This is a genomic window from Nocardioides sp., from assembly GCA_037045645.1.
In the GTDB taxonomy this organism is placed as follows: Bacteria; Actinomycetota; Actinomycetes; order Propionibacteriales; family Nocardioidaceae; genus Nocardioides.
Window position 1 is genome coordinate 55925 of the sequence record JBAOIH010000003.1, and the last position, 13964, is coordinate 69888.

The following is a 13964-nucleotide window of genomic DNA, read 5'->3' on the forward strand; positions in this document are numbered from 1 at the left end:
CTCCAATCCGGGAGAAGCTCGACGGCGTACTGCATCGGCGCGGCACGCGACGCGTCGTGGTGGCCGGCGGCGACGGGTCGCTGCATGCCGTCATCTCGTCCTTGCATCGTCGCAACGAACTCTCCAAATGCGTTGTCGGGCTGCTGCCGATGGGCACGGGCAACGACTTCGCGCGCGCCATGGGTATCCCGCTCGAGGTCGAAGAGGCGGCGAGACTGGTGATCGACGGCGAGGTACGCCCGGTCGATCTGCTCGTCGACTCGACCGGCAAGGTGGTCGTCAACAACGTCCATGTCGGAGCGGGGGCCCAGGCCGCGCGGCGAGGTGCGCGCTGGAAGGAGCGCCTCGGCTCGATCGGCGTCGGCAACGTCAACCTCGGCAAGCTCGGCTATCCCCTCGGCGCCCTGCAGTCGGCGCTGATCCCACCCTCCCTGCGGCTGAGCGTCTCCCTCGACGGCGAACTCGTCAACGACGTGGACCGTCCGGTGCTCATGGTCGCGATCGGCAACGGCGTAAGCGTGGGCGGCGGAGCCGAGTTGACCCCCGAAGCAGACCCGGAGGACGGCAAGGTCGACGTGATGATCTCGCGGGCGGTGACCCCGACGGCCAAGTTGGGCTACGTCGTGGATCTCGCCCGGCGTACGCATCCCGAACGCGACGACGTGCTCTACCTGCGCGGGACCGAGGTGTCGGTCAGCGGTGACGAGTTCTACAGCTCGGCCGACGGCGAGATCGAGGGGCCGGAGCGGCAGCAGTCGTGGCGGCTGGAGCGGGGTGCGTACCGGATGGTTCTCCCGTGACCCTCGGTGGTTGAGCGGACTGCAGTCCGCTCAACCACCAACGATCCGGGTGCATAGCGGACAAACCGGGTGTTGAGCTGACCGACCCACGGGGCGGAATGCCTCAACTCGCCACTTTGTGTCCACAAGGCCAGTTCCGGGCCGCGTTATCCCCAGGACCCTCATGCAGCGCGGCCGATTGTCTGCGCGGCCACGAAGGCTCGTGCCATGAGACCACGACTGCAATCTGACATCGACCGACAACACGGCGCCTTTACCCGCGTCCAAGCCTTGGCGGCTGGGTACACCGACCGGGAGATCAAGGCCAACACCAGGCCCGCCGGGCCGTGGAGGCTCATCCACAGTGGCGTCTATGTCACGGAAGACCATCTGGATGAACTCGAAGCAAGCCAGCGCTGGCAACTACGGGACCGAGCGGCGCTCATCCAAGCCAGAAGACCAGCGGTGCTGAGCCACGGCTCGGCGGCGCGACTGCTCGGCCTACGCACTCTGCGCGTCGAGGTGCCAGGAACCCATCTCACCCATCGTGGTGGCCGCGGTACACGAAAGTCGGGGACCGTGACGCGACATCGCGACCTGTTGCCCCTATGTACGGAATGGCACGACGGCCTCCCCGCCACCTCGCACGCTCGTACAGCCCTGGACCTTGGCCGCTTGCACGGTTACACGCACGCCCTCGTGGCCATCGACGGCGCGCTAAACAGCGGCGTGCCCCGGGTCGACTTCGAGGTGGAACTCGCGCGCATGCACACACACCCGCACATCGCACGAGCACGCTCCGCACTCGACGCATCCGACGCCGGCTCAGAGAGCGCTCTTGAAACTCTCGCGCGCGACTTTCTCATCGAGTTGGACTTGGGGGTCGTCGAGACTCAGTTCGGCGTCAGACTCATGGATGGCCGCGTCGTGTGGTGTGACATCCGCATCGGCTGCCACATCTTCGAATGCCACGGCTTCATCAAAATGCTCCCTCCCGAGGAAGGTGGCGTGGCCAGAGATTCGGCACCGAATGTGCTGCGGGATCAGCGCGCGAGAGAAACAGCCCTCCGAGCCGTCGGGCTCGGGGTGTCCACCATCGTCTGGGAGGACCTCTTCGGCCATGGACGTCAGATCGCTCGCGCGCGGCTGCGCCGAGAGTACGCCGTGACCGCTACCCGCTTCGGCGAGACCCTGCCCGAGCACCTTCGCCGGTTCGCCGATGCACACCCTCGCCCGCTCGGCACCTTGTGGCGCCCAAGCGACCTGGATCGAGCAGCGTGAGCCGGCCGTGCAGCAGCTAGACACCCGCTTTGTCCGCTCAGCCCCCGGATCTCCGGGGGTTGAGCGGACCACGGTCCGCTCGACCACCTCCGATCCCGCCGCCGGGGGGCTGAGACAATCGCCCGCATGGCACGAGGGAAACAACAAGGCGATCCGGTCGACTGGGTGACGCGGGCGGCCGATGACGCGATCCGGCACGCGGGCGAGGGCAACCTCGTCACGGTGGCCTCGGGCGCGTCCCCGAGCGGACCGATCCACCTGGGCAACCTGCGCGAGTTCATCACTCCCCACTTCGTCGCGGAGGAACTGCGACGTCGCGGGGTGCCGGTTCGCCATCTGCACAGCTGGGATGACTTCGACCGCTTCCGCAAGGTGCCCAGCGGCGTACCCTCCGAGTGGGCCGAGCACATCGGCCGCCCCCTCTCCGACGTGCCCGATCCATGGGAGTGCCACCCCAACTGGGCCGAGCACTTCAAGGCGCCCCTGCGCGCCGCGCTGGCCGAGATGGGCGTCGAGATGGAGGAGATCGACCAGACGGAGAAGTACCGCAACGGCGACTACCGCGACCAGATCCTGCTCGCAGTCCGGCGGCGCGCCGAGATCGAGGCGGTGCTGGCCCAACACCGTACGAAGAAGGTCACCGCCGACGAGGACGCGAGCGTGCAGGAGGCGCAGTCGCTGGCGGACTCGGTGGCCAATGAGGACGAGGCGGCCGGCGCAGACGCCATCGCGCGGTTCCCCTACCGGCCGTACTGCCGCGAGTGCGGCCGCGACACCGTCACCACCACCGCGTACGACGACGAGACCACGAGGCTGTCCTACGCCTGCACGAGTTGTGGGTTCGAGGGCACCACTGATCTCTCGACCGACACCGACGGCAAATTGGTGTGGAAGGTCGACTGGCCGATGCGGTGGGCGTACGAGAAGGTCAACTTCGAGCCGGCCGGTCTCGACCACATGACGCCCGGGTCGTCGTACACCGTCGGCACCGAGCTCGTTCGCGACATCTTCGACTGGAAGGCGCCCGCGCGGGTCATCTATGCCTTCGTCGGGTTCGCGGGCGTACAGAAGATGTCGTCGTCCGCAGGAGGCGTGCCCACCGCAAGCGACGCGTTGCGTATCCTGGAGGCCCCGATCCTGCGGTGGCTCTACGTACGCCGCCAGCCGCGGCAGGCCTTCGACATCGACTTCGGGTCGGCCGTTACCCGGCTCTACGACGAATGGGATGCACTCGGGCGCAAGGCCGCAGACCCCGAGAAGCGGGACGTAGCCACCCTGGCCTGGGAGCGCGCGTCCAGCACGGCGGCTGTTGGCGGGCTGCCGACGCCTCGGGTGGTCGTACCCTTCAGGACCCTCTCGTCGGTCGCCGACGTGACAGCCGGATCGGCCGAGCAGATCTCGCGGATCGTCGAGTCGTCCGGCTTCGCCCACGACGGTGTCGCCGACCTCGACCCGCGGCTCACCAAGGCGATGCAGTGGACCGCAGAGTATGTGCCGGAGGATGAGCGTACGACCGTACGCTCGACCCCCGATATGGCACGCCTGGACTCGCTCAGCGACAGGGAGCAGCAGTGGCTGCGCCTGCTGCTCGACGGCTTCTCCGACGAACTCGACCATCTCACCGGCCTGGTCTACGGCGTACCCAAACTGGCCCGCGGACTTACCGTGGACGACGATCCCACCGACGAGGTGAAGGCGGACCAGAAGGACTTCTTCCGGCTGCTCTACAACCTGCTGGTCGACAAGGATCGCGGCCCACGACTGCCGACGCTGCTGCTCGCCCTCGGCCGAGAGCGCGTGGCTCCGCTTCTCGGCAGCGACTAGGAAGGCCTCCCTCCGTGAGTGACCGGCACCCGCTGGACCCGCACGAGATCCCCGACGATGCCGACGGCGGCGACCTCGGGGCGTACATCGGCGAGGACCTCGGGCGCATCATGATGCTGCGTGTCGCGGTGACTGTCGCGATCATCGGCCTGGTCGCGGGCGCGATGTCGGAGTCGGCCACCCCGGCGCTCAAGACCGCCTGCATGGTCGCAGGCTGCGCCGGCGTTGTGCTGCTGTTGGTCGCGCAACTCTTCCGCTGGCCCCGGCGGATCCAGTGGTTCACGATCGGGGGCGTCATGGTCGCCTGTGCCGGGCTGCTCGCGGCGGTCTTCGTCGGCTCCCGCTGACCTCGGGCCTGCGCTCATGGCAGGCTTGGCCCATGAGTTATGTCGATCTGATGGCCGGACCGCCGCCCACCCTGCTGCCCGCCGACCCCGCCGACCAGGCACTCACCGCGGGCCAGTCGGCTGCGGACGTCGTACGCCAGTTCCCCGCCTCGCCCGCCGCGTGGGCAGCACTGGCGACTCAGGCGCGTGACGGCGACGCCGACGACGTGACCGTGTATGCGTACGCCCGGGTCGGTTACCACCGCTCACTGGACCTGCTGCGACGCAACGGCTGGAAAGGGCACGGTCCGGTGCCGTGGTCACACGAGCCCAACCGCGGCTTCCTCACTGCTCTCGGGCTCCTCGCGCTCCAGGCTCGCGCCATCGGCGAGAACGACGAGTGGGAACGCTGCTCCACGTTCCTGCGCGAGACCAGCGCGGAGGCCGCCGACGCGCTGCTTTGACCGAGGGGAAGCGTCGACACCCGCCCGGTGTTGACTTCTCCCGTGACCCAGCAGACCCGCGAAAGCGAGCACCTGGAGAATCCGTGGCCGGCGCTGATCGCGCTGTGTCTGGGCTTCTTCATGATCCTGGTCGACACGACCATCGTCAGCGTGGCGACGCCCGCGATCATCGAGGACCTGAACGCAGGGGTCAACGAGGTCGTCTGGGTGACCAGCGCGTACCTGTTGGCGTACGCCGTGCCGGTGCTGATCACCGGTCGCCTCGGAGACCGCTTCGGACCCAAGCGGCTCTATCTGCTCGGGCTGACCGTCTTCACCCTTGCTTCGTTGTGGTGCGGGCTGACGAGCACGATCGAAGGCCTGATCGTGGCGCGCGTCTTCCAAGGCCTCGGCGCCTCGCTGATGACTCCGCAGACGATGGCCGTGATCACCCGGATCTTCCCGGCCGAGCGGCGCGGCAGTGCGATGGCGTTGTGGGGAGCCACTGCCGGCGTCGCGACGCTCGTCGGACCGATCCTGGGCGGTGTGCTGGTCGACCATCTCGGCTGGGAGTGGATCTTCTTCGTCAACCTGCCGGTCGGGCTGCTGGGTTGGGTGCTGGCGTACCGACTCGTGCCGCGTCTGCAGACACATCCGCACCGCTTCGACTGGCTGGGGGTGGCGCTGGCGGGCGCCGGGATGTTCTTGCTCGTGTTCGGCATCCAGGAGGGCCATCAGTACGACTGGTCGACCATCACCGGCCCCTTCACCGTCTGGCGGCTGATCGTGGGCGGCGTGGTGGTCTTCGCACTGTTCGTGTGGTGGCAGGCACGCAACCGCAACGAACCGCTCGTACCTCTCTCGCTATTTCGAGATCGCAACTTCTCGGTGTCGAACCTGGCCATCACCACCGTGGGGTTCACGTTCACCGCGATGGGGTTCCCGTTCATGTTGTACGCCCAGGTGGTGCGCGGCTACTCCCCCACTGAGGCCGGGCTCCTCCTGGTCCCGATGGCCGTCGTGACCATCGTGATGGCGCCGCTGGCCGGGCGACTCACCGACCGGGTGCATCCGCGGATCCTCACTGCGCTGGGTTTCGCAATCTCGGCCGGCGGTCTGGTGCTGCTGTACTTCTCGATGCGTCCCATCGCCCCGTTGTGGGAACTCCTCCTGGCGTTGGCGCTGGTCGGGCTCGGGTCGACCTTCTTGTGGGGTCCGCTCGCCACCACGGCAAATCGGAACCTGCCACCCGCCCGCGCCGGGGCCGGGTCGGGCGTCTACAACGCCACCCGACAGGTCGGCGCGGTGCTGGGATCGGCCGCGATCGCCGTGCTGATGGACGCGCGCCTGGCGGCGAACGGGCTGAGCCTTGATCCGTCGCGGGGATTCGGCGGCAGTGGCACGTTGCCCGCCGCCATCGCGCAGCCCTTCACCGACGCCATGGCGCAGTCAATCCTGTTGCTGCCGGCGGTGCTGCTGGTGGGGCTGGTCGCCACGTTGTTCTTCGAGCGTCCGCGCCATCTGGTACGCGACTGAACTCGCTTCATGCACCACGTCTGACGGTGCGGGCGCCTGGGCGCCCGCACCGTCGGACGTGGTGGGATGTGACTGGATCAGCGGGCTGGCCGGGGACTCAGCCCCCGATTTGTCCGCTCAGCACCCGGTTCTCCGGGGGTTGAGCGGACCATGGTCCGCTCGACCCCCGCAATTTCGCGGCCGACTCAGGCCCCGAGCGAGTGCCCCGTCGAGCGCAGGTTCTCGCAGGCCTCGACCACGCGCGCGGCCATGCCGGCCTCGGCGGCCTTGCCCCAGGCGCGGGGGTCGTACTGCTTCTTGTTGCCGACCTCACCGTCGATCTTCAGCACGCCGTCATAGTGGTTGAACATGTGCGACACGACCGGGCGGGTGAACGCGTACTGGGTGTCGGTGTCGACGTTCATCTTCACCACACCGAAGTCGACCGCAGCAGCGATCTCCTCGGGCAGCGAGCCCGAGCCGCCGTGGAAGACCAGGTCGAACGGGCGCGCGCCAGCCTCGAGACCGAGTTCCGCGACCGCCGCCTCCTGGGCGGCCTTGAGCACCTCGGGACGCAGTTTCACGTTGCCCGGCTTGTAGACGCCGTGCACGTTGCCGAAGGTCAGGGCGGTCATGTAGCGGCCACGCTCGCCGGCCCCGAGCGCCTTGACGGTCGCGATCGCGTCCTCGGGGGTGCTGTAGAGCTTGTCGTTGATCTCGTGGGCGACGCCGTCCTCCTCACCGCCGACGACACCGACCTCGATCTCGAGAATGATGTTGGCTGCGGCGCACTTGGCGAGCAGTTCCTCGGCAATGACGAGGTTCTCGTCCAGCGGCACGGCCGAGCCGTCCCACATGTGTGACTGGAAGAGGGGCAACTCACCGCGCGCGACCCGCTCGGCGGAGATGTCGATCAGGGGGCGTACGAAGCCGTCCAACTTGTCCTTGGGGCAGTGGTCGGTGTGCAGCGCGACGTTGATCGGGTAGTTCTTGGCGACCTCGGCGGCGAACGCAGCGAAGGCGGCCGAGCCGGTCACCATGTTCTTGATCGACGGCCCCGAGAAGTATTCGGCACCCCCGGTCGAGACCTGGATGATGCCGTCGGAACCCGCGTCGGCGAAGCCCTGGAGCGCGGCGTTCAGCGTCTGCGACGACGACACGTTGATCGCCGGGAAGGCGAAGCCCTTCTCCTTGGCGGTGTCGAGCATCTGCGCATAGATCTCGGGGGTGGCGATGGGCATGATTTCTCCTCTGAACGGACTGGATCGCCGGCGTTTCCAGCCTAGTGGCTACTGGCTGGTCAGCCTCATCGGCTAGTGGCGGGCAGGCGTTTGCGCAAGAGCGTTGGGTCACGTCCCGCTCGGGGTTGAGTCGCGCCTCAGTCGACGTTCTCGCCCAGGATGTCGCGGTCGGGTCCGCCGTCGTGAGAGCCGATTTCGGCGCCGGCGGCGTTCGTACGCTTGTGGCGCCACCATTCGAAGACCAGCGGGATCAACGAGAACGCGACGATCACGATGATCAACTTGTCGATCTGTTCACCCAGACTCGGGAAGGCGTCACCGAGGAAGAATCCGAGCAGCATGATCGAACTCACCCAGAGCACGGCACCCACGCCGCTCCAGACGAAGAACCGATGCCGTTCCATCTTGGTAACACCTGCGACTACGGTGATGTAGGTGCGTACGAACGGCACGAACCGGCCGATCACCAGCGCCTTGTTGCCGTGCTTGTCGAAGAACGCGGTGGTCTGGTCGAAGTACTTCCGCTTGATGATCCTGCCGTCACGCTCATAAAGGGGCGGCCCGATCTTGCGACCGATCTCATAACCCACGATATTGCCCAAGAACCCGGCCACCATTAATGAGGCCATTCCTGCCAACAGTTCGACGAACGGCGGGCCGGGCAGGAGATCGAGCTGGCCGGTCGCGATGAACAAGCCCAGAGCGAACAGCAGGGTGTCGCCCGGCAGGATCGGGAAGAACAGCCCGCACTCGACGAAGACGATGATCAACGCGATCCAGAAGAGCTCGGCGCCGAAGCGTTCCAGGAGCCAGTTGGGATCCATCCAGTCGATGCCCAGGAGCAGTGGATGCAGCAGTCCAGCGTGGGTCACGACAGCACCCTAGCCAGCGACCCCTAGGCTGCCCGAATGGACGACGCCAGCGCCGAGGCGAGAGCGCCGTACGACCCGATGCCGCATGGCCCCGGCGAGGTTGGCGTGGGGCCGTGGGAGGGCGCCTGGCCCTCTGGTGCTGAGTACGACCCGGCGCTGCTGGCCGAGGGCGATCGGCGCAACGTCGTCGACCGCTATCGCTATTGGACCTTGGAGGCGATCCGCGCAGATCTGGACACCCGGCGGCACACCTTTCACGTCGCGATCGAGAACTGGCAGCACGACTTCAACATCGGCACAATCGTGCGTACGGCCAACGCGTTCCTAGCCGCCGAGGTGCACATCGTCGGCAACCGCCGCTGGAATCGGCGGGGTGCGATGGTCACCGACCGTTACCAACACGTACGCCATCACTCGGACGTGCCTGCCCTCGCCAAATATCTGGCCTCCCTCGATCCCGCACCACGTCTGTGGGGCATCGACAACCTGCCCGGCTCGGAGCACCTGGAGACGATGGAACTTCCGCGTGACGTCTGCTTCCTCTTCGGCCAGGAGGGCCCGGGGCTGTCCGATGCCGCACGTGACGTGTGTGATGGCACCTTCTCGATCGCGCAGTTCGGCTCGACCAGGTCGATCAATGCGTCTGCGGCTGCCGCGATTGCCATGCACTCGTGGATCCGGGCGTTCGCAAACCTCGGCGGCGACGAAGCCTGGCGGGGCTGACGCCGTGCGGTCGGGCCGCCGGGTCAGCTCAGCGCTTCAGGACTGTCTTGCGGGTCACCTTGCCCTGCGCTCCGGACACGATCCTCACGGTGACAACCACCTTGAGCTTGCCCTTGCGCTTGAGGAGTCGGAACGCCTTCTTTGAGAGCTTGACCTTGATGGCGCCCTTGGCGCCCGCCTTGATCGTCGCCTTGCGGACACCGGCCCGCAGTTTGGGCTTTGTGGACTTCACGATGGCCTTGACGGTGACCGAGTTAGTCAGGCCATTGGCGACCTTGAACTTCGCGACGCCCTTCTTGCTCACCTTGGTGCGGGCACCGATGGCGATTTCTACCTCACCAGCGACGGCAGCGGCCAAGTCCTGCGACTCGCAGAAGGCGAGCGGGTCGGCGTTGACGACGTCGTGGGAGTCGCCGATCAGCGTGTCGGCGCCGATGCCGCAGGAGATGGAGTCGACCTCGCCGTCGCGGGAGTTGATGGTGTCGTTGCCAGCGCCGGTGATAATCGAGTCCGACCCCGGCCCACCGGTGACGGTGGAGTCGCCGTCCTGAGTCTTGATCATGTCGGCGCCTGTCCCGCCGTCGACACTGATCTCCTTGCCCCACGTGGTGATCCGGTCGTCGCCGGCACCACCAACGACACTGATGGTGCCGCCGTCGGAGGCGCCACCCACGAAGGAGTCGTTGCCGCCGCGCAGGTCGACGCTGACCGTGCCAGAGGGAGCACCGGTGATCGTGTTGGCGGCGTCGTTGCCGACGACAGTCATCGGGTTGAAGGTGCCGTACGCGTCGATGAACAGGTTCTCGACCCCGCCGTCGGCGCCGATGTTGTCGCCCTCGCCGCTCACGCCGTCGTTGGCGATGCCGTCGAGGGAGGCGTTGAACACACGAGTGACGTTGAAGTCATAGGCGTTGTCGTAGTCGACGGTGTCGACTCCGGCGCCGCCGTTGAAGACGTCGGCGCCCAGGCCGCCATACATGAGGTCGTCGCCGCCACCCCCGTCGAGGACGTCGTCACCGTCGCCGCCGTCGATCGGGTTCTTGTCGAACCTGCCCCCGAAGAGCTTGTCAGCGCCCTCGCCGCCCTGAATGGAGTCGTTGCCTGCACCCCCGGCGATCTCGTCGTTGCCGGAGCCGCCGATGAGGGTGTCGCCGCCGGAGCCGCCGACGATCCAGTCGTCACCGTCGCCACCGTCGATGTGGGCGGCCTGGATGTTGGCCAGGTTGTTGTGGTTGGACAGCAGCACACGGTCCGCTCCGGCCTCGGTATAGGCCGTGACTTTGCGAGTGCTCTCGGCATAGAGCTCGTCGTCGCCGGCGCCGAGCCGGGCCTCCACGAGGAAGTCGCCTTCCACGGAGACGTAGTCGGCGCCGCTGGTCCCTGTCACCACCACCTTGGTGACGCCCGTGCAGTGCCATTGGTCAATGTCGTCCTTGCCGCAGCCCGGCAGGCTCGTGATGCCCTCGTCGGAGGTGACGGAGTAGCCACTCCCGTAGGGCATCACGACGAAGCCGGTGGGCGACCCCAGGCTGACGGTCAGTACGCCCCCCGCAAACGAGGCGCTCGTGGCCGCCTGGGCTGGAGCAGCCACGAGTGCAGTGGTGGCCGCGAGCGCGGTGGCGGCGACGGCATGGGGTGCGAGACGGACGGGACGAGAGCGCATGATGAGTTCCTCCGAGAATCGTGAAAAGGCGAGCGTGGATTGCACCGGGTTGCCCCGGGGAGGGCATCGGCCCGGGGCTGATGTGTCGGATAGCCCGAACGGGCCATGCACCAATGTGGGCCCGAGCGCTCCCGCGCCGCATCGTGCATTTGCGCCACCTTTCACCGCGCTGCTGCACATTCGCCGGGTCCCAACGTGCCTACGACCTCTGACTTCCCGGAACTCGGGCGGTGGGAGGCGGGACGCGATCAGGCCCCCTATTGTCGCAGACATGACCCTGCCGTTCGTCGTGGTCGAGGCCGGTCCAGCGGCACTCGCGGATGCCCGCGGTGAGCTCGTCTCGCGCGGCTGGGAGGTGCATGTCTCCCACCGCGACGCGGGTCCCGGCACGATCTGGGCAACCACCGTCGCCGACGGCCTGGCGGCGGCCGAGGTGGTGCTCGCGGCTGTCGCGGGGGTCGGGCTCCTGGTCGACGCAACGGCACCACGCGAGGTGCTCGACCCGCTCTGCGACGACCTCCGTCGGCTGGGCGTCCTCGACCACCGGGTCGACGCGCCGGCCGGTACCCTGGGCGACGACGAGCACGCGCTGCTGCGGCTGCTCTCCGGTGGCGCGACCCTCGGCGCGGCGGCGACCGCGTTGCACTTGTCGCGGCGCTCGGCCGACCGCCGGCTCGCAGCGGCGCGGCAGGCGCTGGGGGCTGAGTCGACCAGCGCCGCTCTGGCGGCCTATCGACGCCGGGGTCGAGCGACTCCCCGCCCCGTGAGAGCCGTGGTGGCTAGTCTGGTCACATGCTGATCGGGCGCACCTCGGAGGAGGCCCGCATCCGCAGTGCGGTCCGGGACGCGACGGCCTGCGTCCTGGTGCACGGCGAGGCGGGCGTGGGCAAGAGCGCGCTGGTGCGAGCCGCACTGGACGAAGCCGAGCATCACGAGGGGGGTGCGCTCGCGACGCTCGAATTGGCTGCCGTTCCTGGCGCTGCGGCGCGCCTTCGCCGACCTGCCCGACGACATCTGGACCGGTGACCCCGAGCACGTCGCCCTGCAGATCGAGACCGCCGTCGGCGACGGTGTGCTGTGGGTCGAAGACCTGCACTGGGCCGACCCCGCGACGGTCCAGGCACTGGGGTTGCTGGCCGGTCGCGTACGCCTCGTGGTGACCGTACGTCGCGGTGACCCGGGCGCCGAAGCGGCACTGGCGGCGATGGCCGACGTAGACGCCAAGCGCCTCGATCTCGATCCGCTCGAGGGGCCCGACGCCGCCGAGTTGGCATTACGTGTGCGGCCGGGCATGGTGCCCGAGGAGGTCGCCTCCATCGTCGATCGCAGCGGTGGAAACCCGCTGCTCGTCGAGGAACTCGCCCGCTCGCCGCACGACATCACCAGCCTTGAGTTGTCGCTGTTGGCCCGCTGCCGCGCGCTGCCCGAGGATCAACTCGAAGCGCTCGCGCTGCTGGCCCTCGCCGGCCGCCCGCTTCCGCAGGCGCAGGTGCCTGGCGCCCAGGGTCTCGCTGACTCGGGGCTCACCATGACCAGCCGCGGCGAGGTGTCGATCCGGCACGCGCTGATCGGAGAGGTGTTCGGCCAACTGATCGCGCGCGACCGCGCGGTGCGCTGCCATCGCGCGCTGGTCGACCTGGCCGAGCACCCTGGCGAGCGCGCCCGGCACCTACTCGCTGCGGGCGAGCGCGACGCCGCCTACGCGGCGGCGATGGAGGCGGTCGGCTCTGCCGCCACGCTGGGCGAGCGCTGGTCATTCCTGGTCACCGCTGCCGAAGCCGCCGACCCACAGACGGCGACCGAGCTGCGGGTCGAGGCCGCCGAGGCCGCCGTCCGGGCCCTCCAACTCAACGCAGCCGACCGCCTCGTCACCGACCTGCCCGACGACCCCGAGTTGCTGGCCCGGGCACTCGTCGTCCGCACGTCGATCGCCTTCCAGCAGGGGCGCTGGAACGACTACGTCGAGCTCCTCGCCGAGGCCACCGCTGTCGCGCCCGAGGGCAGTGCGATCCAGACACGGCTGCTGTCGACCAATGCGTCCAAGGTGTTGCTGATGGATCGCGACTCGGTCAAGGCCCACGCGCTGGCGCTGCACGCGCTTGAGACCGCACAGGCGCGCGGCCACTCGACCGGCGAGGCCATCAAGGTGGCCGGCGACTCCGCCCCGACGATGAAGGAGAAGGCCCGGCTGCTGCGCGGCGCGGTGCTGGCCGCGCGCGAGTCGGGCAACTCGTTCCTCGAGGTCACCTCGGCTCTCAACCTTTTCATCGCGCTGCTCTCCGACGCCCAGGTCGAAGCGTCACGCGAGCTCGTGCGCGAAATGATCGAGCGCTGCCGCAGGCTGCGCCTAACCCGGTGGGAGCTGTGCTTCGACACCTGTGAGCTCACCGCCGCGGCCTACTGCGCCGACCTGCGCCACGTGGTCGCCGAGGGCACCCAACTGCTCGCGAAACCGCTGCGCCCGATCGACCGCTACGACACCTTGGCCACCATCGGCTCGGCCCATGCCCAGCTCGGCGAGCTGGAACAGGCGCTCACCTGCACTGCCCAGCTCGAGGGTCACGACTCCCACGTCATGGCCTACCACCAGGTCCGCGGCACCGCCTACCTGCTCGCCGGACAGGCGGAGCGCGCCCACGACGAGCACGCACCCTTCCTGGCGATGAACCCTGACGAGTTCATCCTCACCGACGCCGCGCAGGTATGGGCGTGGGCAGCCCTCGACGCTGGCCTCCCGCTTCCCGAACGGCCGTTGTTGGAGGAGGCAGGACTGCTCGCCGGCGTCCCCGCCGAACTCGACGGCATCGCCTCGCTCGCCGCGAGCAACTTCGCCGCGGCTCACGACCTGTTCCTCAAGGCCGCCTCGGCCCACGGCCCCAGGCTCGACCGGGCGCTGCTGTGCCGCTGGGGTGCGGGCGAGGCGGCCCGGCTAGCCGGCCGCGACGACGCTCGTACGCTGCTCGAGGATGCTGCCACCGAGGCCAGGGAGCTGGGCCTCGCGCCCGTCGTCGCGCGGTGCGGACGGTCGTTGCGTGCCCTTGGCGTACGAGTGCCGGCTTCGCGGTCGAGCGGTTCGGTGCTGAGCGCCCGTGAGGAGGAGGTCACCGCGTTGGCGACCGCGGGTCACACGGACGCGGAGATCGCCGCCCGGCTCGGCATCGCCCACCGGACCGTCCAAACCCAGATCGCCAGCGCCCGCCGCAAACTGGGGGCCAGCAACCGCGCCCAGCTCGTCGCGATGCTCGCTGGCGAGCCGGACTGATCCAGCGGCGCAGCTTCCTGGTCCTCGACCAGACC

13 protein-coding genes are annotated in these 13964 nt (G+C 68.4%); 10 read left to right on the plus strand and 3 right to left on the minus strand.

What is annotated here, in order from left to right:
• Positions 1 to 56: 56 nt before the first annotated feature.
• The 6 genes from V9G04_12035 (at position 57) to V9G04_12060 (ending at position 6189) form a co-directional block, all read left to right on the plus strand.
• The gene (locus tag V9G04_12035) at positions 57 to 800 is read left to right on the plus strand and encodes a diacylglycerol kinase family protein (protein MEI2713985.1); all 744 of its coding nucleotides are present in this window, start codon (positions 57 to 59) and stop codon (positions 798 to 800) included.
• A gap of 207 nt (positions 801 to 1007) precedes the next feature.
• A complete protein-coding gene (locus tag V9G04_12040) occupies positions 1008 to 2060 on the plus strand; it encodes a hypothetical protein (protein MEI2713986.1) in 1053 nt (350 codons plus the stop codon).
• 126 nt (positions 2061 to 2186) lie between these two features.
• The gene (lysS, locus tag V9G04_12045) at positions 2187 to 3884 is read left to right on the plus strand and encodes a lysine--tRNA ligase (protein MEI2713987.1); all 1698 of its coding nucleotides are present in this window, start codon (positions 2187 to 2189) and stop codon (positions 3882 to 3884) included.
• Positions 3885 to 3898: 14 nt separating this feature from the next.
• Positions 3899 to 4231 (plus strand): hypothetical protein, encoded by a 333-nt coding sequence (locus V9G04_12050; protein MEI2713988.1) that lies wholly within the window; start codon positions 3899 to 3901, stop codon positions 4229 to 4231.
• A gap of 32 nt (positions 4232 to 4263) precedes the next feature.
• On the plus strand, positions 4264 to 4674 hold the full coding sequence (locus V9G04_12055) for a DUF3151 domain-containing protein (protein ID MEI2713989.1): 411 nt from the start codon (positions 4264 to 4266) through the stop codon (positions 4672 to 4674).
• Between the two features lie 42 nt (positions 4675 to 4716).
• Entirely contained in the window at positions 4717 to 6189 is a 1473-nt protein-coding gene (locus V9G04_12060; protein MEI2713990.1) for a DHA2 family efflux MFS transporter permease subunit, read from the plus strand.
• A gap of 185 nt (positions 6190 to 6374) precedes the next feature.
• Here V9G04_12060 and fbaA read toward each other — a convergent pair whose 3' ends face one another.
• Positions 6375 to 7409, minus strand: a complete 1035-nt coding sequence (fbaA, locus tag V9G04_12065) for a class II fructose-bisphosphate aldolase (GenBank protein ID MEI2713991.1) — start codon at positions 7407 to 7409, stop codon at positions 6375 to 6377.
• Positions 7410 to 7546: 137 nt separating this feature from the next.
• A complete protein-coding gene (locus V9G04_12070) occupies positions 7547 to 8281 on the minus strand; it encodes a VTT domain-containing protein (GenBank protein MEI2713992.1) in 735 nt (244 codons plus the stop codon).
• A gap of 36 nt (positions 8282 to 8317) precedes the next feature.
• On the opposite strand from V9G04_12070, the gene V9G04_12075 reads away from it, so the two are divergent.
• Entirely contained in the window at positions 8318 to 9004 is a 687-nt protein-coding gene (locus tag V9G04_12075) for a TrmH family RNA methyltransferase (GenBank protein ID MEI2713993.1), read from the plus strand.
• A gap of 28 nt (positions 9005 to 9032) precedes the next feature.
• Here V9G04_12075 and V9G04_12080 read toward each other — a convergent pair whose 3' ends face one another.
• A complete protein-coding gene (locus V9G04_12080) occupies positions 9033 to 10667 on the minus strand; it encodes a calcium-binding protein (protein ID MEI2713994.1) in 1635 nt (544 codons plus the stop codon).
• 271 nt (positions 10668 to 10938) lie between these two features.
• Between V9G04_12080 and V9G04_12085 the strand changes: the two genes are divergently transcribed.
• Genes V9G04_12085 through V9G04_12095 form a run of 3 tightly spaced genes read left to right on the plus strand, consistent with a single transcriptional unit; the run spans position 10939 to position 13929 of the window.
• A complete protein-coding gene (locus tag V9G04_12085; protein ID MEI2713995.1) occupies positions 10939 to 11466 on the plus strand; it encodes a hypothetical protein in 528 nt (175 codons plus the stop codon).
• Positions 11460 to 11693 (plus strand): ATP-binding protein, encoded by a 234-nt coding sequence (locus V9G04_12090; GenBank protein MEI2713996.1) that lies wholly within the window; start codon positions 11460 to 11462, stop codon positions 11691 to 11693. Before V9G04_12085 ends, V9G04_12090 begins: the two co-directional genes overlap by 7 nt.
• Positions 11608 to 13929, plus strand: coding sequence for a LuxR C-terminal-related transcriptional regulator (locus tag V9G04_12095; GenBank protein MEI2713997.1), 2322 nt, complete (start codon positions 11608 to 11610; stop codon positions 13927 to 13929). The genes V9G04_12090 and V9G04_12095 overlap by 86 nt, the downstream gene beginning before the upstream one ends.
• Positions 13930 to 13964: the final 35 nt, after the last annotated feature.